Genomic DNA, 24468 nt, shown 5'->3' on the forward strand with positions numbered 1-24468 from the left:
CGCCCACTCCATCACTCATCCGGCCACCAGGACCGCCGCCAGCGCGATCGCACCGGGCAGCGCCTGGGCGAACAGGATCCGCCGGTTGGCGGTGGCCGCGCCGTACAGCCCTGCGACCACCACGCAGCTCAGGAAGAAGACCTGCACCCGGTACCCCGTGGGGTCGCCCGCGATCAGGCCCCAGACCAGACCGGCGGCCAGGAAGCCGTTGTACAGGCCCTGGTTGGCCGCGAGCCCGGCCGTCGCCTTGGCCATCGCGGGGTCGAAGCCGGAGAGCTTCCGCCCCGGCGCTCCCTCCCAGAGGAACATCTCCAGCACCAGGATCCAGGCGTGCAGTGCGGCCACCAGGCCGACCAGGACGTTCGCGACGATCTCCATGTGCTTCTCCTTCTCACGACCCCGACAGCTTCCTGGACAACTGTCCATCATTTGTGGACAGCTGTCCAGTAGGCGCCGATAGCCAGCTGTGTCGGGGCCCCTCCGGCGGGATAGGCTCGACGCTTCCTGCCCCTCCCCGGCCGAGGCATCAAAGCTCGTAGGCTGGGCAGGTAGGGACCATGGAACGGACCGTTCCATGCGGAGTCAGGTCCGGAGGGAGACGCTGGGTGATCGAGCTGGAAGATGTTCCCGAGTTGATCGACCCGGTGATGGTCTGCGCGTTCGAGGGCTGGAACGACGCAGGGGACGCCGCCTCGGCGGCCGTGGGGCATCTGGACGAGACCTGGGGTGGCAAGGTGTTCGCCGCCCTCGACGCCGAGGACTACTACGACTTCCAGGTCAATCGGCCCACGGTCTGGCTGGACGGCGGGGTGCGCCGGATCACCTGGCCGACCACCCGGCTGTCGGTGGTCCGGGTGACCGAGCCCAAGCCGCGCGACCTGGTGCTGGTCCGGGGTATCGAGCCGAGCATGCGCTGGCGCTCGTACTGCAACGAACTGCTCGGCTTCGCCCATGAGTTGGGCGTCGAGCTGGTAGTCATCCTGGGCGCCCTGCTGGGCGACGCCCCGCACAGCAGGCCGGTGCCGGTCAGCGGCGTCACCTCGGACGCCGACCTGGCCAGGACGCTCGACCTGGAGGAGAGCAGGTACGAGGGCCCGACCGGGATCGTCGGGGTACTCCAGGAGGCGTGCGCGCACGCCGGGGTGCCGGCCGTGACGCTCTGGGCGGCCGTGCCGCACTACGTGGCCCAGCCGCCGAACCCGAAGGCCTCGCTGGCACTGATCAACAAACTGGAGGACCTGCTCGACCTGCGCATCCCGCCGGGCGAGCTGACCGAGGACGCCCGGGCCTGGCAGATCGGGGTGGACCAGCTGGCCGCCGAGGACAGCGAGGTCGCCGAGTACGTCCAGCAGCTGGAGGAGGCGCAGGACACCGCCGAGCTGCCGGAGGCCTCCGGCGACGCGATCGCCCGCGAGTTCGAGCGCTACCTGCGCCGCCGGGACAACCTGGGCCCGACGGGCGAGAAGCCGGTCACCGGCCACGCCACCGCCGAGCGGCCGGCCGAGACGAGCGACCGCCCGGCGGAGACCACCGACCGGCCGACCGACACCACCGAGCGTCCGACCGACCCCGAGTCGCGTTCCGACGACTCGCCGGACGAGCCGGAGAGCTAGCGACAGGCCTGAAAGGGTGAAGGGGCGTCAGCAGTCGCTGACGCCCCTTCACCCGTGCGCGGATGCCTACAGCGCGACACCCAGCAGGGCGTCGACCGTACGCGACACCAGGCCGGGAGCGCCGATGTCGGTGCCGCCCTCCGCGGACTGCCGCTCGGCCCAGCGGTCCACCGCGGCGAGCGCGGCCGGGGCGTCCAGGTCGTTCGCCAGCGCGGCCCGGACCTCGGTCAGCACGGCGTCCGCCGACGGGCCGTCAGGCCGGGAGACCGCCGCGCGCCAGCGGGCCAGCCGCTCCAGCGCCCGGTCCAGGTCGTCCTTGGTCCACTCCCAGTCGCTGCGGTAGTGGTGGCCGAGCAGGGCCAGCCGGATCGCCGCCGGGTCGACGCCCTCCCGGCGCAGCGCCGAGACGAAGACCAGGTTGCCGCGCGACTTGGACATCTTCTGCCCGTCCAGCCCGACCATCCCGGCGTGCACGTAGGTCCGCGCGTACGGGTGGGTGCCGCTGGCCACCTGGGCGTGCGAGGCGCCCATCTCGTGGTGCGGGAAGGACAGGTCGCTGCCGCCGCCCTGGATGTCGAACTCCATGCCCAGGTACTCCAGCGCGATCGCCACGCACTCGATGTGCCAGCCGGGCCGGCCGTGGCCGAGCTCGGTGTCCCAGGCGGGCTCGTTGGGGCGGGCGGAGAGCCAGAGCAGGGCGTCCAGCGGGTGCTTCTTGCCCGGCCGGTCGGGGTCGCCGCCGCGCTCGCCGAACACCGGCAGCATCGCGTCCCGGGTCAGCCCGGAGACCTCGCCGAAGTGCGGGTCGGAGTCGACGGAGAAGTAGATGTCGCCGTCCAGCTCGTAGGCGGCACCACTGGCCAGCAGCTTCTTCACCAGGGGGACGATCCACGGGATCGACTCGACGGCGCCGATGTAGTGCGCGGGGGGCAGCATCCGCAGCGCGGTCATGTCCTCGCGGAACAGCGCGGTCTCGCGCTCGGCCAGCACCGTCCAGTCCTGGCCGGTGGCGACCGCGCGCTCGAGCAGCGGGTCGTCCACGTCGGTCACGTTCTGGACGTACAGGACGTCGTGACCGGCGTCCTTCCAGACCCGCTGCACCAGGTCGAAGGCGTTGTAGGTGGCGGCGTGCCCCAGGTGGGTGGCGTCGTAGGGGGTGATCCCGCAGACGTACAGGCGGGCGGTCGGGCCCTGCGGCACGACCTCCCGGACGCTGCCCGTGGCGGTGTCGTGGATTCGGAGGGGAAGCCCCTGACCAGGCAGGGCGGGTACCTCGGAGGCGGGCCAGGAATGCATGGCTCCGACTCTAACCTTGCGATCATTTGAAAGGCTAACCAGTAGCCGAGATCGGCTGGAATGAGTCTCGGACCACTCTTGACCGAAGAGCAGCCACTGGGGCCTGTCCGGCGGATTTTGCCGGATCAGCGCGCGGCGTCGGGCGCCCGTCTGGGCGTGCGCCCGAGTCGGCCTCGTACTGGACGTACTTGGGCGATTCGGGCGTGCGTCCAGACGGGATGATCCGGCGTCGGGCGCCCGGCAAGATCCGCCGGACAGGCCCTAGACCGGCGGCCAGGGAATCGACGGCCAGTCAGGAGCGGGCAGCGGGTGTCGGCCCGTCCGGCGGAGCTCTTCGACGCGGGCGCGGAGGGCGGCCAGTTCGGCGGGGGTGAGATGGGGGCGCAGGCTCTCCCCCAACGCGCCCCCGAGATCCTCGGCCAGCTCGGCCAGTACGCCGAGCGCCTCGGCCGGCAGCGGTTCGTCGGCCCAACCCCAGAGCAGCGTACGGAGCTTGGCGGGCTCCGCGAAGGTGACGCCGTGGTCGATGCCGTAGAGCCGACCGTCCGCCGCGGCGATCCAGTGGCCGCCCTTGCGGTCCGAGTTGTTCAGCACCGCGTCGAGTACGGCCAGTCGGCGCAGCCGCTCGTCGTCCCGGTGCACCAGCAGCGCGGTCCGCCCGCCGCCGACGTCGGCCCGGACGATCGGCAGCCAGCCCGGCTCGGGCCCTGCCGGGTCCTGGAGGTCGATCAGGTCCTCGGCGGCCTCGTCCGGCTCCACCCAGAGCTGCACCATGCCGGGCCCGTGCGGGCCGTCCCTGAGCACGGTGGGCGGGATCAGCGCCCACCCGGTGGCGGCCGACACCAGGTACGAGGCCACCTCGCGCCCGGCCAGCGTGCCGTCGGGGTAGTCCCAGAGCGGGCGCTCGCCGGCCACCGGCTTGTAGACGCACGGCGCGGTCCGGCCGTCCAGCGTGACGGTGCAGTAGAGCACCCCGTTGGAGGCGGTGGTGATCCGGCCGTACACGGCCAGTGCGCCGCCGCGCAGCAGGTCCAGCGCGGTGGCCGGATCGGCGGCCAGCGCGGCGCTCGCCACCGGGTCCGCGACGGGTACGGTCTCCGCGTTCAGCGCCGGTACCCGTTCGCGCGGGGGCAGAGGTGGCCCTCCGGGTCGAGCGGCAGGTTGCAGAACGGGCAGGGCTTGCGGCCGGCCGCCACCAGGTCGAGGGCTCGCTTGGCGAAGACCCGGGCCATCGCGCCGCTCAGCCGCACCCGGAGCAGGTCGGGGCCGTTCTCGTCGTCCTCGAAGGCGGCGGCGGCCTCCTCGCCCTCCTCCTCGGCCTCGGTCACGGCCTGGGCCTCGACCACCAGGCACTCGTCGGTGCCGTCCCAGGCCAGCGCCATCGTGCCGACCCGGAACTCCTGCTCCAGCGGGAGGTCCAGCGGCGCGGTGTCGATCAGCTCGGCCGGCGCCACGGCCGGGATGTCCGCCTCGCCGTCGCTGCGCCGCAGGGCCTCGTCCAGCACCTGTTCGACCCGCTCGGCGAGGGCCGCCACCTGGGCCTTCTCCAACAGCACCGAGGTGATCCGACCCCGCGCGCTGGCCTGCAGGAAGAACGCCCGGGCGCCGGGCTGGCCGACGGTACCGGCGACGAATCGCTCGGGCTGGTCATAGAAGTGGACCTGACGGGGCACTCTCTCGCTCCGGGTTCTGAATCGATCGTGGTCTCACCGGCCACCCTACGGCCTGCGCGGCCCAGTTGGAGCGTCGGCCTTGGTGCCGGATCTGCGTGGACGGCCGGCTCGGGGCGCCGGTTCTACGGCTGCCGGGTCCGCCTGGGCGGCCGGCTCAGCGCGTACCGGTGTCGCCCCCGACCACCGCGTCCCCCTCGGCCTCCGCCGGGGACGGCCGGGGCGCCAGCGAGGCCAGGCTGCCGGTGTCGCCGACCCGCAGGACGAACGGCCGGTGGGGGGTGTAGCGGATCGCGGTGACCGAGCAGGGCTCGACCGAGATCCGCTGGAAGTGGTCCAGGTGCAGGCCGAGCGCGTCCGCCACCACCGCCTTGATCACGTCACCGTGCGAGCAGGCCACCCAGACCGCGTCGGACCCGTGCTCGACGGCGATCTTCTCGTTCCACTCCCGGACGGCGGTGACCGTCCGGTGGCTCAGCTCCCGCAGCGACTCACCGCCGGGGAAGGCCGCGGCCGCCGCGTGGTCCTGCACGGTCCGCCAGAGCGGTTCCTTGGCCAGCTCGGCCAGCGGCCGACCGGTCCACTCCCCGTAGCGGCACTCACCGAGCCGCTCGTCACTCGCCGCCGGGCCGAGCTCGGGCCGGGCCGCCAGCAGGGGCGCCAGCGTCTCGGCGCAGCGCTCCAGCGGGCTGCTCACCGCCTGTACCAGCGGGATGTCGGCCAGCCGTTCGGCCAGACCGGCCGCCTGTGCGCGGCCGGTGTCGTCGAGGTGGATGTCCGGTGTCCAACCGGCGAGCACCCCGGCCGTGTTGGCGGTGGAGCGGCCGTGGCGGACGAGCAGCAGGGTCGGCATGGGGCCAGCGTACGACCTCCGCCTGGCGCGGCCGGTGGATATGGTGCCCTTTCAGGCCGCCGGGCAGCAGAATGGACCGCATGATCGTCGACAGCGCCATATACCGTGGCGGCCACCGCACCGAGGGCCCCAAGGACCTGTCGGACGCCCTGGCGGTCGCCCGCGAGGAGGGCGACGCCTTCGTCTGGCTCGGCGTGGTCGAGCCGACCACCGAGGAACTCGATCTGGTCAGCGAGGAGTTCGGCCTGCACCCGCTGGCCGTCGAGGACGCCGTGTCGGCGCACCAGCGGCCCAAGATGGAGCGCTTCCCCGACTCGCTGTTCGTCGCACTCAAGACGCTCAGCTACCGCTCCGAGGGGCAGGTGGTGAGCACCGGGGAGCTGATGCTCTTCCTCGGCGACAGCTACGCGATGACGGTCAGACACGGCGCCGAGAGCCCGCTGGCCGGGCTTCGGGCCTCCCTGGAGCAGCAGCCGGACCTGCTCTCCCAGGGCCCGGCCGCGGTCCTCTACGCGGTCGCCGACCTGGTGGTGGACCAGTACCTGGAGGTGGCCGCGGCGCTCCAGGCCGACCTGGACGACCTGGAGGCGGAGGTGTTCGCCCCCGGCCGCCCGCCCCGCGGCCTGGCGGAGCGGATCTACGCCTTCAAACGCCAGGTGACGGCGGTCCGCAAGTGCACCGGGCCGCTCCAGGAACCGTTGTTCCGGCTGGTGAGCGGGTCCGTCCCGGCGCTGCCGGAGAAGCTCCGCCCGTACCTGCGCGACGTCGCCGACCACCTGGCCCGGGTCACCGAGCAGGTGGAGGCGCTGGACCGGCTGCTCTCGGACATACTGAACGCCAACCTGGCCCAGGTGAGCGTGCAGCAGAACAACGACATGCGGAAGATCTCGGCCTGGGCGGCGCTGGCCGCCGTACCGACGATGATCGCGGGCGTGTACGGGATGAACTTCCAGCACATGTGGGAGCTGCGCCAGCCGTGGGGCTACCCGGCGGTGCTCGGCCTGATGGTGACGCTCTGTCTGGTCCTGCACCGGGTCTTCAAGCGCAGCGGCTGGCTCTGAGGCGCCTGCCGCTGCGCTCGCTGCCCGGCCGGACCGGGCCTGGGCCCGGTCCGGGCGATCTTGTCGGATCAGCGTGCGGCGTCGGGCGCCCGGCTGGGCGTGCGGCCGGGATGTGGCATCAGCCGCCGGCGCGGCGGGTCCGGCGTCGCACGCCCGGCAAGATCGCCCGGACAGGGCCTAGGCGAGCCCGGCGCGCTCCAGGGCCTCGACGCCCGTGCGCAGGGCGGTGATCCGCTCCTCCAGGGTGAAGCCCGTCGGGGCGAGCGTCAGGGTCGTGACGCCCGCGTCGGCGTACGCCTGCATCCGGTCGGCGATCCGCTCGGTGGTGCCGAGCAGCGCGGTGGCGTCGATCAGGTCGTGCGGGACGGCGGCGGCGGCACCCGCGTAGTCCTTGGCGAGGTACTTCTCCTGGATCTCGTCGGCGGCCTGCTCGTAGCCCATCCGGCGGGCGAGCTGGTTGTAGAAGTTCTTGTCCTTGCTGCCCATCCCACCGATGTACAGCGCGGCGTACGGCCGTTGAACGTCGGCGGCGGCCTTGACGTCCTCGCCGACCGAGATGTTGACGGTCGGGCAGAGGTCGAAGCCGTCCAGGGTCTGCCCCGCCTTGGCCCGGCCGGCCCGGAGCGGGTCGACGGACAGCGCGGCGTGCTCGGGCGCGAAGAAGATGCCGAGCCAGCCGTCGGCGATCTCGCCGGTCTGCTCCAGGTTCTTCGGGCCGATCGCGGCGATGTAGAGCGGGATCTGCTCGCGGACCGGATGCACCGTCAGCTTGATCGGCTTGCCCGGGCCGTCCGGCAGCGGCAGCGTCCAGTGCGCACCCTCGTGCACCAGGCGCTCCCGGGACATCGCCTTGCGGATGATCTCCACGTACTCGCGCGTGCGGGCCAGCGGCTTGTCGAACTTGACGCCGTACCAGCCCTCGGAGACCTGCGGCCCCGAGACGCCGAGGCCGAGCCGGAACCGGCCGCCGGAGAGGGTGTCCAGGGTGGCGGCGGTCATCGCGGTCATCGCCGGGGTGCGGGCCGGGATCTGGAAGATGGCCGAACCGACGTCGATCCGCTCGGTCTTGGCCGCGACGTACGCGAGCACGGTGGCGGCGTCGGAGCCGTACGCCTCGGCGGCCCAGCAGACGGAGTAGCCGAGCCGGTCGGCCTCCTGGGCGACGGCGATGTTGTCGGCGTCCATGCCGAGTCCCCAGTAGCCGAGGTTGATGCCGAGTCGCATGTGGAAGCCTTCCGGTTCGGGGTCACCGCGACAGTCGTGGTCACCGCACGTGGTTGCCGCTTCTCCGCGAGCGTATCGGCGGCCGCGCGGCCATGCTACCGGCCGGTAGGTGTGCGCTGCGTCACACGGCGAGGCGGCCTTTCCCGACCGTTCTGCGGGTCGGCGTGGCGCTCCGGGTCCGGGCCGCTACGCTCTGCCGCAGGGGGAGGAACCTCCCCCACCTGCGTGTCTGCCCGGCCGACGGAGGTTCTGCCCGATGGAGAAGCGTCACCTGGGACGGACGGGACTGCGGGTCTCCAGACTCGGTCTCGGCACCATGACCTGGGGGCGGGACACCGACGAGCACGACGCCGCCGAGCAGCTCAAGACCTTCGTCGACGCGGGCGGCACCCTGCTCGACACCGCCGACGTCTACGCCGACGGCGGCGCGGAGTACCTGATCTCCCGCCTGACGGACAGTCTGATCCCCCGCTCCGAGCTGGTCATCGCTACCAAGGCGGGCAGCGTTCCCGACTCCGACCGCCGCTTCGACACCTCGCGCGGCAGACTGCTCTCAGCCCTGGACGCCTCGCTGCGCCGGCTCGGCACCGACTACGTGGACCTCTGGCAGGTGCACGCCTTCGACCCGGCCACCCCCGACGAGGAGACCCTGTACGCGCTCGACCTGGCGGTGAACAGCGGCCGGGCCCGGTACGTCGGCGTCTCCAACTACTCGGGCTGGCAGCTCGCCAAGGCCGCCGCCTGGCAGCGCGCGCACCCCGGGCGGGTGCCGCTGGCGGGGACGCAGATGGAGTACTCGCTGCTCCAGCGCGGCATCGAACGCGAGGTGCTGCCCGCAGCGCTCGACGCCGGGGTCGGCCTGATCGCTTCCTCGCCGCTCGGCCGGGGCGTGCTCACCGGCAAGTACCGGCACGCCGTGCCCCCCGAGTCGCGCGGCGCCTCGCCGTACCTCTCCGGCTTCGTGCAGCCCTATCTCGGCGACCGGTCCCGCCGGATCGTGGACGCCCTCGCCACCGCCGCCGACGGACTGGCCAGCAGCCCGCTCGCGGTCGCGCTGGCCTGGGTCCGGGACCGGCCCGGCGTGGCGAGCGCGCTGCTCGGCGCCCGGACGGCCGGTCAGCTGCGGTCGGCGCTGTCGGTGGAGACGCTTACGCTTCCGGATGAGATCCGCGGTGCGCTGGACGACGTCTCGGCCCCGGTGCACCGCTACCCGGACCAAGGCTGGACGGAGCTGTAGGAGCGAAGTGGTGGGCGACGTGGAGGAAGTACAGGACGTGGCCGAGGGCGCTCCGGAGGTCGTGACCCCGGCTCAGGATACGGACGGCAGCGCGGTGACACCGGCTCAGGACGCGGACGGCAGCGCGGTGACACCGGCTCAGGACGCGGACGGCATCGCGGTGACACCGGCTCAGGACGCGGACGGCAGCGCGGTGACACCGGCTCAGGACGCGGACGGCAGCGCGGTGACACCGGCTCAGCGCCCCGACGCGGTGGCCGCCTTGGCCGAGGCGATCCGTACCGCCGGTGCCGCCGCCCCCGCCGGGGTCGCGCTGGACGGGCGGCGCGAGCAGGCCCTGGTCGACACCGCCGAGGTGCTCGCCGCCGGTGGTGCGCCGGCCGAGTTCGCCGCCGCCGCGGTGGCCCTGCTCGGTGACGGTGCGGCCGCCGCCCTCCGCGAGGACCCGTGGGCCGTGCTCGCCCTGCCCGGCGTCCGGCCCGACCAGGCGGACGGCTTCGCCCGGGGCCTGCTCGGCGGCGAGGCCGGTCCTGGCGATCCGCGCCGGGCGCAGGCCCTGGTGCCGTGGGTGCTGGAGCAGGCCGCGCTGCGCGGGCACTCCGCGGTGGAGATCGGCGAGGTGGCGGCCGGGCTGGAGAAGCTCGGACTGCCGGACGCCGCCGCCGCGCTCCAGGAGGTCGTCGTCGACGGCCGGGTGATGGCCTTCCAGGAGGAGCTCCCCGGTCACCGTCCCTCGGACGACGAGGAGGACGAGCCCCCCATGCGTACGCTGCTCGCCCTCGAACGCCTGGCGCTGGCGGAGGAGAGCCTCGCCGACGGCCTGGTCCGGGTGATGTCCACCTTCGTGCCCGGCACGGACGACGAGGCCGAGGCCGTCGAGAGTGCGGAGAGCGAAGAGGGTCACCCGCCCGGCCCGGCCGCCTGGGAGGCGGCCGCCGTGGCCGCGCCCTCCTCCTCCGCGACCGCACTGGTCCGGGCCGTGGCCGAGAGCGCCGTGGTGCTGCACACCGGCGGCGAGGCGGCCCGTGCGGAGCCCGCCGCGCTGCTCACCGCCGCCCGCGGCCTCGGGCTGCGCGCCTGGGCCGCGACCTGGACGGCCGAGGGCCGGGACAGCCTGCGCGCGGCCACCGACGCCGCTGAAGTGGCCGTCCTGGCGGATTTGTTGGCCGGTACGGCCGGGCCCGGCCGGGCCCCCGACGGCACGCTCGCCCTCGATCTGCTGATCGTGCTGGACGCCCCACTGCTCGACGTCGAGCTCGCCGCCACCCTGCTGGAGGCCCTTGCCGACGGCACCCGCCTGGTGCTCAGCGGTGACCCCGGTCAGCTCTGGTCCGCCGGACCCGGCCGATTCTTCGCCGACCTGCTGGCCGCCAAGGTCTGCCCCGCCGTCGCCTCCAGGACACCCGACTTCGGCCCGATCGGCGAGCTGGTCTCCGGCATCGGGGTCGGCGAGCTGCAGCCGGTCGAGGCACCGGACAAGGAGGTGGTGATCCTCACCGCCAAGGACGGCGCCGAGGCGGTGCACCGCGCGGTGCAGCTGCTCACCGACTCGATCCCGCGCGCCCTGGGCATCCCCGCCGAGCAGGTCGTGCTGCTGACGCCCGGGCACGGGGGCGGCGCGGGCACCCGGGCGCTGAACGCGGCGGCCAAAGCCCGGCTCAACCCCGGCCCCGGCCGGTTCGGCGGCTTCGACCCGGGCGACCGGGTGGTGCATTCGCCCGCCCCCGGCGTGGTCCGCCTCGGCCGGGTGGTGGACGGCGACGCCGCCGGGCTGCACCTGGAGCTGACCGACGGCTCCCGGCTCACCCTCTCCCCCGCCCAGGCCGCCGGTCTGCGGCACGGCTGGGCACTGACCGGCCACCAGGCGGTCGGCCGGCGCTGGCCCGGCGTGGTCGCCGTGCTGCCGGAGGACGCGGCCGCCGGGCTGACCAGGCAGTGGGTGTACACCGCCTTCGGCCGGGCCGAGCGCCACCTGTCCGTGGTGCACGCGGCGGGCCAGGCCCTGCCGCAGGCGGTCGCCGAGCGCACCGCGCAGCCGCGCACCACCCGGCTCCGGGCCATCCTGGCGGAGCAGGCCGAGCAGTCGTACTGACCCGGCCGACCGTCCGGCGCGAAAGGGGGCGGGGCCGCAGTGGCCCCGCCCCCTCCGCCGTACGCCGGGTCGGCTACTCCTCGTCGAGCGCGTCCAGCTCGTCGTCGTAGACCTCGCTGACGTCGAACCGGCAGATCAGCAGCTCCGGGTCGGCCCCGTCGAACGGCTCCGGCAGCCACTCCCCCGGGTCCGACGGCTCGGCCGCCGCCACCCAGAGCGTGGAGTCGCCCTCCTCCAGGCCGAACTCCTCGCAGCGGGCCGCGATCTCGTCCGGCTCGTACTCGCCGAACAGCACGCCGATTGCCGCGTTCACCGCACCGGCCGCCGGGTCGCCGCCCGGGGTCAGCGAGTCGTCCACCCGCTCGGCCTGCTCGCGCAGCCGCTTCGGGTCGGTCACCAGGTAGTCGCGGCGGATCAGCACGCTGATCGCCTCGGGCTGGTCGGGACCGGAGTACCCGCCCGGGCCCTCGTCGCCCGGCACCTCGAACGGGGTGACCTCGTCGTAGACCTCGTACAGGATCTGGTCGTAGGCGATGGCCGCCGCAGCGAGCTCCTCGTAGGCACCGGCCACGGCGGGATCGTCCGCCGTGGTGGGGCCGGAGACCGCTGCCAGGTGGCGGTCGATGGCGGACTTGACCGCCTCGGCGGCGGCCCGTACGTCGATGATGGAGTGCTGCGCGGCATCAGGCATGGTGCTGACGCTATCTCCCCCCGGGCACGACACGCACAGGGGTTGTCGTCTACTTCCGCGAATTCACCGCAACTTCCGCCCGGATGTCCGGTCCGGACGGATCTGTACCGCGTCCGGACCGGTACATCCGGCGGCCCGACCGGGCGCGTCGCGGGCGCCGGGCCGGGGTATCTCGTCATGGTACGAAAACTGATTGACTGTCAGCCCTGCCCGGACCAGGCTCGACGGACCAGGCAGGCGGGCCCGGTGGGCCGAGCAGGCCCGGTTGTCGTAGGCAGGTCGTACCCTTGCCTGCAAGCGTCCCGCAGGAGGAAGAGTCTTGACCCCACCCAAGCTGGTTCGGCAGCCGGAGTACGAGTACCAGTCGCTCAGCATCCCGCGCGGCACCAGCCGCAACGCGGCCCGGCAGCTGCTCACCGAGCACGCCGAGTACGGGCACTGGGAGCTGGACAGGCTCAAGCTCTTCCCGGACGGCCGTCGGACGGTCCTGCTGCGCCGCCGCATCATCCGGCAGGTCCGCAGCTGGTGACTGGAGGGGGCGGGCCCACCGGGCCCGCCCCCTTACGCGCGGCCGGGCACGCCGGGTCTCAGACCCCGGCCCGGGAGCGGCGGTAGAGCACGCCGCCGCCGATCAGCAGCGCGGCGCCGGCTGCGGTGATCAGCTGCAGCCCCTCCGAACCGGTCTGCGCCAGCTGGGGCCGGCTCACCGCGGCGGGCGCCATCACGGCCGGAGCCGGCGGCGGGGTCTCGGTGTACGAGACGGGCTTGGCCACGCCCGCCGCCGGGGTACCGATCTCGTCCGCGCCGGGCAGGCCGCCGCGGCCCGCGCCGTGGCCACCGGTTTCGCTCGACGGCGGGGTGGTGCCGGGGGGCTGGGTGCTCGCCGGCGGCGGCGGGTTGTGCGTGCCGGGGTGGCAGTCCTCGTCCTGAGCGGGCGGCGGCGGGGTGGCGACGTTGCCGCAGTGGTTCCCGAAGGCGGGGTTGCCGACGCCGACCACGTTGACCGAGTCGCCGCAGGCGTTGATCGGCACCGAGACCGGGGCCTGGATGTTGTTGCCGGACGCGACGCCCGGCGAGTGGGCGGCGCCACCGTGCGCCCCGGCATCCCGGGTCTCGGCACCCTTCCCCGAGGCCGAGGTGTTCGCGCAGTCGTTGCCCATCGCGGGGTTGAGCAGACCGACCACGCTCACCGTGTTGCCGCACGCGTTGACGGGGATGTCCACCGGCGCCTGGATGTTGTTCCCCGAGCCGACGCCCGGCGAGTTGGTGGCGCTGCCCTGCGCGTCCGAGCTCGCGTAGGCGTAGCCCGAGGCCGAGGCCAGCACGCTGCCGGTGGCGACTGCGGTGAGGATGCCCCTCTTTGCGACCTGACGCATGTACTCCCCTGATGAGTTGTGATTGTCGGAATTCCTGGCGTGGTCTTCCCCGATACATCGAACAACGAGCTGGCGCGTTCTCCGGTTGAGCCGAACGGGCGTTTTCACCCCATCGAGTGACGCCGACGGGAATCCCTCCTGCGAAAAGCCCGCCCTCGGAAAGCCCGATGGACCCCCGGCAGCTGCCAGGGGTCCATCGGTCTCACTCACTCAGCGGTCGGTCCGGCCGGAACGGCCGGGGACTGCTCAGAAGTTGGCGCAGTTGTTGCCGAACGCCGGGTTCAGCAGGCCGATCACGCTGACCGTGTTGCCGCACAGGTTCACCGGCACGTGCACCGGAACCTGGACGCTGTTGCCGGACAGCACACCGGGCGAGTTGGTCGCGAAACCGTTCGCGGCCGCGCCGCCGTGGGCGGCCGCGGCACCCGCGCCGACGAGCACCAGACCACCGGTGGCAGCGGCGACAGCAACGATCTTCTTGACCTTCATGGGTATTCCTCCTGGTCGATTCCTGTATCCCACAGGCCGTTGTTCCGGCCTGCACAGGGATGAACGACACTGGGCCGAACGGGGTACGGAGTGGATCACCCATTCACTCTCAACGGTGACAACTCGCACAGACGGTCGGCCTCTTGAATACTGGAGGAATCCTTTCTGCACTCGGCGTTTCACCGCTCTGCTCGTCATTAGCTCCGACAAGCGGACGGCCCGCCTCCGGGGAACCCCGGGGGCGGGCCGTCGTTCCGGTTCCGACTCGGCTGACGTCGATGAACCGGCCCGATCGTGACTCAGCAGGCGTCGATGAACCGGTCAAGCACCCGCACGCCGAACTTCAGGCCGTCCACCGGCACCCGCTCGTCCACACCGTGGAACATCCCGGCGAAGTCCAGCTCCGGCGGTAGCTGCAGCGGCGCGAAGCCGAAGCACCGGATGCCCAGGTCCTGGAAGGACTTCGCGTCCGTGCCACCGGACAGGCAGTACGGCACCGCCCGGGCGATCGGGTCCTCGGCCTGGAGCGCAGACTGCATCGCCTCCACCAGCGCACCGTCGAAGTCGGTCTCCAGAGCCTTGTCGTAGTGCAGGCTCTCCCGCTTCACCCGGGGGCCGAGCACGCTGTCCAGCTCGGCCAGGAACTCCTCCTCGTGGCCCGGCAGAAAGCGGCCGTCCACGTGCGCGGTGGCCTGGCCGGGGATCACGTTCACCTTGTACCCGGCACCGAGCATGGTCGGCTGGGCGGTGTTGCGCAGCGTGGTGCCGATCATCTTGGCGATGCCGCCGAGCACCCGGAGCGTCTCGTCCATGTCGTTCGGGTCGAGCTTCACGCCCAGCGCGTCCGACAGCTCGTTCAGGAACGCCTGCACGGTCTTGGTGATCCGGAGCGGGAAGGTGTGCTTCCCGAGCCGGGCCACCGCCTCGCACAGCTCGGTGATCGCGTTGTCGTCGTTCGCCATCGAGCCGTGCCCGGCCCGGCCCTCGACGGTGAGCCGCATCCAGTGCATGCCCTTCTGCGCCGTCTCCACCAGATACAACCGCACCTGGTCGTTGACGGTGAAGGAGAAGCCGCCGACCTCGCCGATGCCCTCGGTGACGCCCTCGAACAACTCGGGGTGCTTGTCCACCAGGTACCGGGCACCGTACGTGCCGCCCGCCTCCTCGTCCGCCACGAACGCCAGCACCAGGTCACGCGGGGGCTTCCGCCCGGTCCGCAGCCGGTCGCGCACGACGGCCAGCGTCATCGCGTCCATGTCCTTCATGTCCACCGCTCCGCGACCCCAGACGCAACCGTCCGCGATCTCACCGGCGAACGGGTCGTACGTCCAGTCCGCCGCGTTGGCCGGCACCACGTCGGTGTGGCCGTGGATCAGCAGCCCGGGCCGCGAACGGTCCTCGCCCTCGATCCGCACCACGGTCGAGGCCCGGCCCTTGGCCGACTCGTAGACCTTCGGCTCCAGGCCGAACTCCGCGAGCTGCTCCGCGACGTACTCCGCCGCCTTGCGCTCGCCGGGACCCGAACCGTCACCGTAGTTACTGGTATCGATCCGGATCAGGTCACGACAGATCTCGGCGACCTCCGACTCAGCCGTCACCTTCGACTCGCTCACGGTCACTCCTCGTCGTCTCGCCCACCCGGCGCACCTCCACGCCACCCCGGCACCCAACGGCCGGAGCCCTGCGGGCACGGTCCCGCCATCCTCCCCCAGGACCCGCCCCACCCCAAGGGCATTCCCCCGGATCCAAGCCGCACGGCCCCCGCCAGGGACGGTTTTGGGTCCTGGTGCCGTTCCTTGCTACAGTTACACATGTCGACGCGGGCAACAGGCCGCGAAGACGACACCCGGTCCGGGTGGCGGAATGGCAGACGCGCTAGCTTGAGGTGCTAGTGCCCTTTATCGGGCGTGGGGGTTCAAGTCCCCCCTCGGACACCAGCTAAGACCCCACTTCACGTGGGGTTTTTCTGCGTTGCAGTCCGGCCGGTGGTTGTGTGACCCACCGCGCGACCGACAGGAATGTCTTGCTCTGGATCAGAGAGCCGGACCCGTACGACTGGACGTGCTGACCACCTGCTTCTCGGCCCCGTCCCGCCTGCTGTACCGAAGTCCTCCGGCAGTACAGCCGCTGGCGGACGGTCCGCCAACGAGCCGAGACCTTCTCACTGGGCGCTCCGTCCCTGGCACTTGGGGTCAGGTGCCGCGCCATTCCAGGGTTGAACCATGGCTTGGGAGCGGGCCGGGAGCGCCTCGTACTCGCGAGCCGGCGGCGGTGGTTCATCAGCCGGCCGAGGGTGCGTTCGACGACCCGGCGGGGCTGAACGACGAGTCCCTCGATGACGGGGGCCAGGTCCCTCCACGGTCGTCGGCCCACAGGCCCCGGCTGCCGGTGATACGGCCGACGGCCATCGTGGCGGCGCCTTTGGCCTTCCGCCTTGTGCACCATCTTCCTGGCGATGCTCATAAATGGCTGCCCTCGTGAGTCGTCTGCTGATGGCGGACCGACGGGACCACCGGCTGGGCCCGTGATCTGCGCGTTGGTGACGGTCTATCGGCGGACAGGCCAGTGCCCGAACAGGCGCAGCCGCTTGCGGTGCCCCTCCTCCGGGTCGGGGATGAGGTCGTCGTGAGATGAACCGTCGTCTTCTCGCGCACTCGGCGTCTCCGCGCGAGCGGTGTCGCGTTGGTCGATCAGGTCGTCGCGGTCCTTGCTGACGGCGGCTGTCTCGCGGCGCGACTGCTTGAGTCCCTGGCGAGCGGCGCGGCCGCGGCGCGAGGTGCGGCGCGCACCGGTCAAGAGCAGGCTCAGCCCGAACAGAGCCACCGCCCCGACGACCATGCCATAGAGGAAGAGAGTGCCGCTGGAGCCGGTGACGTGGTAGCCGAACACCTCGAACCCGTCGGTGAGCGCGTGCATGCTGCCGGCGTTGGAGAGGACGCCCGCCACGCCCACGACTACGGCGGCGACCAGGATGATGAGCCCGATGATGATCATGGCGTGCTCCGAAGTTTACGATGCAGGTCCACGGTAGAACCGTGTGGCCGAGGAAGCGAGCACGGACAGGGGCGGCAAAGTCTCCGTTCCCTTTGAGGATTCCAGGCGGCACACCGGGCGATCGACCACGACAGCGCGGGCCGGGTGGTGCGCCGCCTCCCTCACGCGCCCCGCTCCCCCGCGAACCCTCGTCTGTGGGTCGCCCCCGCTCGGCGCACCGGTCAGAGCCCGGGTCCGGGCGCCCCGCCCTTGAGGACGGGACCGCGCACATGCTAGAGGCGCGGTCCTGGCTCACGGGCCGGCCCCGCCGGCGGAATGCCGGCGGCAACGGCTTCGGCAGCCGTAACACCACTGTCCGACACGGCGGCTACTACTTCGGACGGACGCGATCGCTCCTCGTCGTCCGGCAGGGTGAACAGCTCCGTCGCGTCGCTGCGCCCACGCCACCGCCGCAGTGCCAGCACCCCGGCCAACCCGAGCAGGCCGAGGGAGATGACCCCTGCCGCGCGGCGTCTGTGGGTCCGGGTGATCTGCCCCGCCGAGGGCCCGGCATGCGGAGGCAGCGCGACCGGCCTCAGTGCCAGGTGGCGGTCGTAGCGGCGTAGTGTCCGACCAGTAGCACTCTTCAACTCCGAGGCCACCGAGTGGATATGGAGCGGGAGCCCACTCCGAACCTGCTCTCCGGTCTGCGCGATCGACCGCTGCTTGACGGCGACTTGTCTGGCCATGGCTCTACCGGTCCTCGTCGCGGCTATCCGTATCGAGTCCTTGTGGTTCACAGGGCCTTCCCCTCCGCGTTGATGGTCGACGTCCGTTACCGGATCACCAGGCCGGCGTAGTAAGTGCCCACGGTCTCCCGGTAGTCGGAGTCGTCGAGGTGAGTCTCCCGGTGGAACTCCGGGGCGCCCTTGACGTCGTCCTTGGTCCGGTTCAGAAAGACCGTCTCGTTCGGGATATCGACGCTGGAGATCGTCCCGGCCGGCAGCAGGATCTCCTTACCGAAGATCCACACGCCCGTGTCGACGACGATGAAGGACGCGCCCGCCTCGGCCGTGTGCTTGTCGATCTTGCCGATGTGGCCGTCGATCGCCTCCACTCGGTAGCCCGTCAGGTCCGTTCCGGTCGCGTAGCCGCTCTCGGTGCCATGGGTCCATACATTCTCGGTCATCAACGTGGTCCTCCTTGTCGAGCCGCTTCCTCCCGCATTCACCAGACCTGACGTCACGCCAGGCCACGAGTGCGGGAGGCTGTCGGAAGGTCGGCTGCCCCCCTTTCGACCTCCCATGCACATGGTCGGGCGTGAAGGCGCGGATTCAGGTTCGACCCCGAGGTCCGGGGCAGGCTCCAGGGCAGGACGGTCCGCCGCCCGTCCGAGTCTCTGTCGCACAGACTGCGCGGTCAGAGGCAGGACTCCATTGACGCGACGAGGGGTATGCCAGTGAGCCGTCCTACGCCAGCGCACCGTCCGATCGGAGAACTCGCCTCCGAAGCAGCCGAGTTGATCCGAGTAGCGAGGCAGGTCGCTCAACTTTCCGAACACTCGGCATTGTTGGACACCGGCCAGGTGAGTGAGACGATCCATGCGCTGCAGACACTGGCGTCCCATCTCCCCGAGCTGCTCGATCGCCTTGGCACGGTCCTCAGCAGCGAGCAGGCATCCGGGCGGCTGACCTCCGTCGCCTCCGATATCTCGGAGATGGATCTGGTCCGGATGGCCCGGGACACCCGCGACCAGCTCGGCGAGGCGGGCCGGATCGCGGGCGTGCTCGGAGAGACGCTCACACTGGCGGCGACCTCCCTGGCCGGGATCGGGAAGCCCTGGGCCGTGGCCGCGGTGCATCCGGACGACCTCAACGACGGCTCGCAGGCGCAGCTTCGCGAGTAGGCCGACACCGCATCCGGCGGGGCCGACTCGGCGAAAGACCGCCGGCCTCCGGGTGGTTGACTTCGCGGCCGCCTCGGATGTCAAATTCTTCCGGCTACGGCGCGGCACGGATACCGTGCGCGACACAGGAAGGCGCCGCCTCGTCCTCGGTCAGTCCACCCCACGCTCCGTAGGACGATCCCAGCCGGTCGGCGCCTACCCCAGGCGTCTCTCGCGGACGGGGCAGCGGCACCAGATCTCCTTCTCCTCCCCTCGTCGCGGACCTTGCCGCGTTCGCCCACCCAAGGGGACCCGTTGTCGAGCCGGCGACAGTCGGCGTGCAGTTTCCCTGGCGCTGCGAGGATCGGCTTGCTGCCCGGCCTGCATGACCCCTTCGCCGAGCGGCAGGTGGAACGGAGTCAGGCGGTACTCCTCAAGTCCGTTCAGAACATGAGCCGTTACCCCTCGGCAACCGGCAACTACGGGGTCATGATCGACCTTGACCAGAAGACGAAATTCCTGCCGCCCCGCTCCTGGGCAGCGCACGCTCCACATCGCGGCGAGCGCCGAACTTCTCCCTGCCTCAAAACGCCATCTGCCCCCGAGCCCTCCAGGCGACCAGTCCTGTGCCCGCAGTGACGAGCCGGGGGCGGTCTCCTGCGAGCGGCGGCGCGATCGCCGTCAGCCGGGCAGCGGTTGACGGCGGAGTGGTTACGCCGGGTGTGGGTTGCGGGCTATGCCACGGGGAGCGTCCCAGACCCCGACGTGGCCAGTGCTGGCAGTAGTAGAGGTGCCTGCGGGGGACGGATGAATACAATCCGACCGCCTGTGTGCGTCTTCCGAGGGCTCCGTGCCCTGCCAAGGTCTGACCGCATGGAAAGCGTTCCGGGCAGGAGCCTCACACCGGTTCCGCCGCTGGGGCGTTGCGTCGGTCGGTCGCGTGAAGCGAGGCATCATGCCTGTTCTGCAGAGCCTGAACGTCTACCGGCACGACCGAGGGAGTCGGGCGTTGATCGTCCTGGCCGGTGAGCTCGACCTGGCGACGGCCCCGCTCGTCTGCGCGGCATTGGAGGGCTGCGCACGCGAGGGGATTCAGACCATCCACGTCGACGTGGGGGCGCTCACCTTCTGTGACGTGAGCGGCCTCAATGTCTTCCTCACAGCCGCGCGGGCCGCTGAGGTGGCCGGCGGTTCGCTGCGCCTGCACCATCCCGGCCGGGCACTGGCCCGGCTGCTGGATCTCAGCGGCACCGGCTTTCTCCTCCGAGACCTCCCGGGCCTTCCAGCCGCTGCCCTGCCCCCTCTGCCCCGTACCGGGCGCCCTTCTTCCATCTCTGGTGTCGTGCCGGGGAGCCGTGGCACCGGACAGCCGCCGAGACTGCCCGGTGGAACCGGGGTGGGCGGTAGTCAGCCGTGCCCGCCACGCGCACGGAGGGATCACGGCACCACGCGGGTCCACTCACTCTCTCCACCAGCCCCGCCCGGGGGTTCCTTGTGATCAGTGACCGCATGGCCGAGGTCCTGCGTGGACTCGAGCGCCGGGACGGCACCCCCCAGGTCGCCGATGTCACCGCAGCGGGCGCCAGCGCGCTGGGCGTGGATGCCCTGGCGGTCTCCCTGCGGGCCGGGGACGGCACCGAACCGCTCTGGTGTTCCGATGAGACCTCCCGGCGCTTCGAGGACCTGCAGTTCACCCTCGGTGAGGGGCCGGGGCCCGACACGCTGCGCAGCGGTGCGATGGTGCTGGTGCCGGACCTGGCCCAGGTACGGTCCGACCGCTGGGCCGCCCTGGCCGAGGAGGCCACGCCGGTGCGGGCGGTGTTCTGCTTTCCGATGGGGATCGGCGCCATCAGCGTCGGTGTGCTCACCGCCGTGCGCCGCACTCCAGGTGCCCTCACCACATCCCAGGTGGGCGACGCGCTGGTACTCGCCGCCGCCCTCACCGCCCGCCTCCTGGGCAACGGCGAACCCGAGGCCACCGCCGCCTCCCTCGATCCACCCCACACCCTGCATCGTGCAGTCGTCCACCAGGCGACCGGCATGCTCAGTGTCCAGCTCGCCGTTTCCCTGCCGCAGGCCCTCCTACGGCTGCGCGCCCACGCCTTCAGCAGCGGGCGCCCCATCGCAGACGTGTGCCATGACGTCGTGGAGCGCCGGCTACGCCTCGAGCACGACGACAACGGAACGCCCCCGCCCCACGCAGAGAAGGACTGATCGACATGACCCGCGAGCAACGACTCACCGAGGTCTTCGTGGAGGTCGCCGACTCCCTCATCGACGACTTCGATGTCATCGACTTCCTACAGCGACTCTCCGAACGCTGCGTGGAGCTCCTCGACGTGGCGGCCGCCGGCATCCTGCTCGCCGACCAGCACGACGAACTGCAGACCATCGCGGCCTCCGACGAGCACACCCGCCTACTGGAGCTCTTCGCACTGCAGCACGACCAGGGCCCCTGCGTCGACTGCTACCGCACCGGAAGCCCCCGGCTCAACATCGATCTGACTGACCCCCAAGTCACTGAAGAATGGCCGCAGTTCGCCACCCGCGCGCGCCAGACCGGCTTCGTCGTCACGAATGCCATCCCGCTGCGCCTGCGCCGCCGGGTGATCGGCACACTCGGGCTGTTCCAGACCGACTCGGCCCCGCTCGGCGCCGCGGACGTCACCCTGGCCCAGGCGCTGGCCGACATCGCGACCATCGCCATCCAGCAGCAGCGCACCCTGGACCACAGTGAGGTCGAGCGCGGCCAGCTCCAGTCCGCGCTCACCAGCCGAATCGTTCTGGAACAGGCCAAGGGCATCCTCGCGGAACGCTGGCAGATCTCCGTCGACGACGCGTTCACCGCCTTCCGCGCCTACGCCCGCAGCAACCACCGCCAACTCGCCCAGCTGGCTCGCGAGATCGCCGCCGACGCCTTCGACACCGACCTGATCCCCCACTCCCCCATCACCACGTACCGGGGCCTGGCCACCGAACCGCCCCGGACGGGCGCCGAAGGTGACGGCCTCTCCCCTACGGATGGCTTCCCCTCCACGGGCGCGCCTTGAGGTGGATTTCAGGGGGCCGACGGGGCGGCGATCTCCAGCCAGACGGACTTACCTGTCAAATCCTCCCGCACGGTGACGCCCCAGCGTGTCGACAGCCGCGCCACGATGTGCAGGCCGTGCCCGCCGGAGCGCCCGGGCTGGTGAGGGAGGCGCGGCCGAGGACTCTCAGGACTGGCGTCGGCCACCTCGACGCGCAGGGCACTCTCGGTGCAGTGCAGGAGCAGCCGTTCAGGGCCGCCTGCGTGGAGGCAGGCGTTCGTCACCAGTTCGCCGACGAGAAGCAGAACGTCGTCGGCGGCAGCCTGCCCTTCTTCGTCGGCGGCGGGGAGCCAACCCCACTCGAGCAGGGCCATCCGGGTGAAGTCCCGGCATCGGCCGACCACACCTCTGGTCCCGAAGAGGACGAGGCCGCGGAGCTGGCCGCCCTGGGGCGGCCCCGGCTGACTCGTGCTCATCTCGCCTCATCCCGAGAAACCACGCGGCCACACCCGCGCACCTGCTGAACCCCACGCGAACCGTCCCGGGCCGAGAACCTGGTGCCCGCAACCCTGCCGCTCCTGGGCGCGTCTACCCACGACGGCGCGGCCAAACACCTGACACCCGGACACTGTCGGGACAAGCGGAACGGTGAGGGATCTGAGTATCGCCCGCCACTCGCAGCTGCGCTGAGCCTGCCGATGAGGACCGGTGGGCAGCACGGCGAGGTACGGAACACGGTGGACCCATTCGTTGGGCCACCACAGCCCACCTGAGTGCTGCGGCCCGTGTTCGCGCGGGACGCCCAGCAGGGAGGGCACCGGCCCGGCGCATTCATCGGACTCCGAACCCTCGTATGGACGGACGAGAAGGGGGCAGGCGCAGCGCTGGGGCGTCGAGAGCCTACCGGCAACAGTGGAAGGGACCATCCATGGCAGCCCACATCGCGGTCGAGCGGATCGTCGCGGATCCTCCGACTCTGGTCCGCACCGCCACAACGGCGCGGATCGTGCCCAATCGGCGACGCGAGCACCTGACGGAAGCCCGGACCACGGACCGCATCAGCACGGCCGACGCTCGAGCGATGTCCACGGTGCTCCTGCGGCGGTTGGCAGAGCTGGAAGAGGGCACCCCCGAGCACGCCTACGTCCGTAACACCCTCGTCGAACTGAACATGACCCTGGTGAAGTTCGCGGCCGGCCGTTTCCGCAGCAATCCCGAGCCGATGGAAGACATCATCCAGGCCGGCACCATCGGCCTGATCAAGGCCATCGACCGTTTCGACGTCGAGCGTGGCCCAATGTTCAGCACCTTCGCGTTGCCGACCATCAGGGGTGAGATCAAGCGCTTCTTCCGCGACACCACCTGGGCGGTCCACGTCCCGCGCCGATTGAAGGACCTGCGCCTGGAGCTGGCCAAGGCCGCCGACATCCTTGCCAACAAGCTCGGCCGCGCTCCGACCCCCGCCGAACTCGCCGCCTATCTCGACCTGCCCACCGAGGAGATCATCGAGGGCATGCTGGCCGCCAACGGCTACAGCACCTCGTCCATGGACACCCAGATCGACCTGGACGCAGGCGACGGCTCGTTCGCCGCCCACACCGGGTTCATCGAACGAGGCTTCGATCACGTCGAGAACCTCCACGCCCTCAACCCGTTGATCGCTGCACTGCCCCGACGCGACCGGCAGATCCTCTCGATGCGTTTCAGCGACGAACTCACCCAATCCCAGATCGGCACCCGGCTGGGCCTGTCCCAGATGCACGTCTCCCGACTGCTTTCGCGAACCGTGGCGCTGCTGCGCACCCAGCTGCTCATCAAGGACTGAGCTGATCCGGCCGGCTGCGGCCCACAGCATCCACGCGCCGGGCCCGACCAAGTCCTGCGCCGCCTCCGGCCGATGACCGCGGACGCGGGCCGCACACGCGCACTCGATCCTGATCGGGCACGGGTCTGCTCCATGCCAACGTGCGCGTGTTTCGGAGCGCCGAGCACGGTGGGTTGGGCTCCGAGACCCGGTCCTGCTCGGCGATGCTACGCACGTGACACGAGCTCGCCCCACCGTGACAGGGAGTTGCACCGGTGACCGCACGGGCCCTGCCGACGGAACATCCGGCGATCGTCACCACGGCGGCGTCCACCACGCTACTGTACGGAGGACAGAGGATGTCTTTCGCTCTTTGGGCTCAGTCGCCATGCAGTGCCCGGGACTTGACCAGGCGCCAGGGCGCTCCTGCTCCCAGCGCATCAGATGATGGAGTGCCCGCTTCGGCGGGTGTTGTTCCAGCTGCCCCGGACCCCGGCCGCGTCACGCACGAGACGGCCAAGGAGTCCACGTGATCCCCACGCAGAAGGCCACACCCTCCCTGTTGACGACGTCGATCCCCTTGTCCGCCGATCAGGGCTTGAGTATCCACCGGCGCGACCACAGCCTCGGCACAACGCTCACCCTGAGCGGTGAGATCGACTTCGCCAGCGCGCCGCAACTGGAGCGGGCGGTCCGGGATTGCCTGCACGCGAGTGTGCGCAGCATCGACCTTGACCTGGCACCCCTCGGCTTCTGCGACCTCCGGGGCCTGTACGCCTTCATCGACGCGACCCGGCTCACCGTTACCGCCGGAGGGCGCCTGTGCCTGGAGAGCCCGCCCCCGATGCTGAGACGTCTGCTCACCCTGACCGGAACCCACCACCTGGTGAGCATAGTGACCGACGAGAGCATCCACTGCCTGCCCCGCACCCGCCTTCGCGTCGGCCCGGCCGCAGCTCCTTCCCGCACTGCCCGGACGGGCGGCGTGAACTGGTGATCAGCGATCAAATGGCCACAGTTCTCGGGCTCCTCCATCGGCGCGATCACGCGGGGAAATGGTTTGCGTCTCTCACCCCGGCCCGGGACCGGGCGCGGCGTCTCGATGAGCTTCAGGACGTGCGGTCCTCCCGCGACGTCCCGGGAGATGGCGCGCGTGGTCGCGGGAGGTCCGCCCT

Annotated in this window: 24 protein-coding genes and 1 tRNA gene; 12 read left to right on the forward strand and 13 right to left on the reverse strand. The window is 71.4% G+C overall.

The annotated features are described in order from the left end of the window. Positions 1-15 precede the first annotated feature (15 nt). Positions 16-378: a DUF1304 domain-containing protein gene (locus ACKUU6_RS05055; protein WP_407987219.1), complete on the reverse strand. Its 363-nt coding sequence runs from the start codon at positions 376-378 to the stop codon at positions 16-18. Between the two features lie 227 nt (positions 379-605). Between ACKUU6_RS05055 and ACKUU6_RS05060 the strand changes: the two genes are divergently transcribed. After that, complete coding sequence (locus tag ACKUU6_RS05060) at positions 606-1613, forward strand: PAC2 family protein (protein WP_407987220.1); 1008 nt, start codon at positions 606-608, stop codon at positions 1611-1613. A 66-nt stretch (positions 1614-1679) separates the two neighbouring features. On the opposite strand, the gene mshC is transcribed toward ACKUU6_RS05060, so the two are convergent. The 4 genes from mshC to ACKUU6_RS05080 form a co-directional block, all read right to left on the reverse strand. Beyond that, entirely contained in the window at positions 1680-2909 is a 1230-nt protein-coding gene (gene mshC / locus ACKUU6_RS05065; RefSeq protein ID WP_407987221.1) for a cysteine--1-D-myo-inosityl 2-amino-2-deoxy-alpha-D-glucopyranoside ligase, read from the reverse strand. Between the two features lie 261 nt (positions 2910-3170). Then, positions 3171-3983 (reverse strand): SCO1664 family protein, encoded by an 813-nt coding sequence (locus ACKUU6_RS05070; RefSeq protein WP_407987222.1) that lies wholly within the window; start codon positions 3981-3983, stop codon positions 3171-3173. A 29-nt stretch (positions 3984-4012) separates the two neighbouring features. Next, positions 4013-4582, reverse strand: coding sequence for a DUF3090 family protein (locus ACKUU6_RS05075; RefSeq protein ID WP_407987224.1), 570 nt, complete (start codon positions 4580-4582; stop codon positions 4013-4015). Between the two features lie 154 nt (positions 4583-4736). Beyond that, complete coding sequence (locus ACKUU6_RS05080) at positions 4737-5432, reverse strand: histidine phosphatase family protein (RefSeq protein ID WP_407987225.1); 696 nt, start codon at positions 5430-5432, stop codon at positions 4737-4739. Positions 5433-5503: 71 nt separating this feature from the next. Between ACKUU6_RS05080 and ACKUU6_RS05085 the strand changes: the two genes are divergently transcribed. Beyond that, positions 5504-6493 carry a magnesium and cobalt transport protein CorA gene (locus ACKUU6_RS05085; RefSeq protein ID WP_407987226.1) on the forward strand — a complete coding sequence of 330 codons (990 nt, stop codon included), beginning with the start codon at positions 5504-5506 and terminating at the stop codon, positions 6491-6493. Positions 6494-6670: 177 nt separating this feature from the next. Here the strand turns inward: ACKUU6_RS05085 and ACKUU6_RS05090 are convergent, their stop codons facing one another. Beyond that, a complete protein-coding gene (locus ACKUU6_RS05090) occupies positions 6671-7717 on the reverse strand; it encodes an LLM class F420-dependent oxidoreductase (protein WP_407987227.1) in 1047 nt (348 codons plus the stop codon). A 256-nt stretch (positions 7718-7973) separates the two neighbouring features. Here ACKUU6_RS05090 and ACKUU6_RS05095 point away from each other — a divergent pair, with 256 nt between their 5' ends. Together ACKUU6_RS05095 and ACKUU6_RS05100 are read left to right on the forward strand one after the other, a co-directional pair. Further along, positions 7974-8954 carry an aldo/keto reductase gene (locus ACKUU6_RS05095; protein ID WP_407987228.1) on the forward strand — a complete coding sequence of 327 codons (981 nt, stop codon included), beginning with the start codon at positions 7974-7976 and terminating at the stop codon, positions 8952-8954. 10 nt (positions 8955-8964) lie between these two features. Beyond that, on the forward strand, positions 8965-11046 hold the full coding sequence (locus ACKUU6_RS05100; protein WP_407987229.1) for a helix-hairpin-helix domain-containing protein: 2082 nt from the start codon (positions 8965-8967) through the stop codon (positions 11044-11046). Between the two features lie 73 nt (positions 11047-11119). Here the strand turns inward: ACKUU6_RS05100 and ACKUU6_RS05105 are convergent, their stop codons facing one another. After that, on the reverse strand, positions 11120-11737 hold the full coding sequence (locus ACKUU6_RS05105; protein WP_407987230.1) for a hypothetical protein: 618 nt from the start codon (positions 11735-11737) through the stop codon (positions 11120-11122). A 319-nt stretch (positions 11738-12056) separates the two neighbouring features. Between ACKUU6_RS05105 and ACKUU6_RS05110 the strand changes: the two genes are divergently transcribed. After that, a complete protein-coding gene (locus tag ACKUU6_RS05110) occupies positions 12057-12266 on the forward strand; it encodes a DUF5703 family protein (RefSeq protein WP_376775655.1) in 210 nt (69 codons plus the stop codon). A 58-nt stretch (positions 12267-12324) separates the two neighbouring features. Here the strand turns inward: ACKUU6_RS05110 and ACKUU6_RS05115 are convergent, their stop codons facing one another. The 3 genes from ACKUU6_RS05115 to ACKUU6_RS05125 all read right to left on the reverse strand — a co-directional run bounded on the left by ACKUU6_RS05115 (position 12325) and on the right by ACKUU6_RS05125 (position 15215). After that, complete coding sequence (locus ACKUU6_RS05115; RefSeq protein ID WP_407987231.1) at positions 12325-13113, reverse strand: chaplin family protein; 789 nt, start codon at positions 13111-13113, stop codon at positions 12325-12327. Positions 13114-13359: 246 nt separating this feature from the next. After that, the gene (locus tag ACKUU6_RS05120) at positions 13360-13602 is read right to left on the reverse strand and encodes a chaplin (RefSeq protein WP_407987232.1); all 243 of its coding nucleotides are present in this window, start codon (positions 13600-13602) and stop codon (positions 13360-13362) included. A 299-nt stretch (positions 13603-13901) separates the two neighbouring features. Continuing rightward, positions 13902-15215 carry a M20/M25/M40 family metallo-hydrolase gene (locus ACKUU6_RS05125; protein WP_407987234.1) on the reverse strand — a complete coding sequence of 438 codons (1314 nt, stop codon included), beginning with the start codon at positions 15213-15215 and terminating at the stop codon, positions 13902-13904. A 236-nt stretch (positions 15216-15451) separates the two neighbouring features. Between ACKUU6_RS05125 and ACKUU6_RS05130 the strand changes: the two genes are divergently transcribed. Further along, a tRNA-Leu gene (locus ACKUU6_RS05130) sits at positions 15452-15539 on the forward strand. Between the two features lie 610 nt (positions 15540-16149). On the opposite strand, the gene ACKUU6_RS05135 is transcribed toward ACKUU6_RS05130, so the two are convergent. Both ACKUU6_RS05135 and ACKUU6_RS05140 read right to left on the reverse strand, forming a co-directional pair. Next, entirely contained in the window at positions 16150-16596 is a 447-nt protein-coding gene (locus tag ACKUU6_RS05135) for a hypothetical protein (RefSeq protein WP_407987235.1), read from the reverse strand. A gap of 814 nt (positions 16597-17410) precedes the next feature. Further along, the gene (locus tag ACKUU6_RS05140; RefSeq protein ID WP_407987236.1) at positions 17411-17764 is read right to left on the reverse strand and encodes a PRC-barrel domain containing protein; all 354 of its coding nucleotides are present in this window, start codon (positions 17762-17764) and stop codon (positions 17411-17413) included. 396 nt (positions 17765-18160) lie between these two features. On the opposite strand from ACKUU6_RS05140, the gene ACKUU6_RS05145 reads away from it, so the two are divergent. From ACKUU6_RS05145 to ACKUU6_RS05160, 4 genes are all read left to right on the forward strand, one after another. Continuing rightward, on the forward strand, positions 18161-18481 hold the full coding sequence (locus ACKUU6_RS05145) for a hypothetical protein (protein WP_407987237.1): 321 nt from the start codon (positions 18161-18163) through the stop codon (positions 18479-18481). 934 nt (positions 18482-19415) lie between these two features. Next, on the forward strand, positions 19416-19958 hold the full coding sequence (locus tag ACKUU6_RS05150) for an STAS domain-containing protein (protein ID WP_407987238.1): 543 nt from the start codon (positions 19416-19418) through the stop codon (positions 19956-19958). 11 nt (positions 19959-19969) lie between these two features. Further along, positions 19970-20674: an ANTAR domain-containing protein gene (locus tag ACKUU6_RS05155; protein WP_407987239.1), complete on the forward strand. Its 705-nt coding sequence runs from the start codon at positions 19970-19972 to the stop codon at positions 20672-20674. A gap of 5 nt (positions 20675-20679) precedes the next feature. Next, positions 20680-21510: an ANTAR domain-containing protein gene (locus tag ACKUU6_RS05160; RefSeq protein WP_407987240.1), complete on the forward strand. Its 831-nt coding sequence runs from the start codon at positions 20680-20682 to the stop codon at positions 21508-21510. Positions 21511-21518: 8 nt separating this feature from the next. On the opposite strand, the gene ACKUU6_RS05165 is transcribed toward ACKUU6_RS05160, so the two are convergent. Beyond that, positions 21519-21965, reverse strand: a complete 447-nt coding sequence (locus ACKUU6_RS05165) for an ATP-binding protein (protein ID WP_407987242.1) — start codon at positions 21963-21965, stop codon at positions 21519-21521. 452 nt (positions 21966-22417) lie between these two features. Here ACKUU6_RS05165 and ACKUU6_RS05170 point away from each other — a divergent pair, with 452 nt between their 5' ends. Then, the gene (locus ACKUU6_RS05170) at positions 22418-23314 is read left to right on the forward strand and encodes a SigB/SigF/SigG family RNA polymerase sigma factor (RefSeq protein WP_407987243.1); all 897 of its coding nucleotides are present in this window, start codon (positions 22418-22420) and stop codon (positions 23312-23314) included. A gap of 508 nt (positions 23315-23822) precedes the next feature. Continuing rightward, positions 23823-24290: an STAS domain-containing protein gene (locus ACKUU6_RS05175; protein ID WP_407987244.1), complete on the forward strand. Its 468-nt coding sequence runs from the start codon at positions 23823-23825 to the stop codon at positions 24288-24290. The last annotated feature ends 178 nt before the right edge of the window (positions 24291-24468 follow it).

Origin of the sequence: Kitasatospora sp. CMC57 (assembly GCF_045866025.2) — a bacterium.
In the GTDB taxonomy this organism is placed as follows: Bacteria; Actinomycetota; Actinomycetes; order Streptomycetales; family Streptomycetaceae; genus Kitasatospora.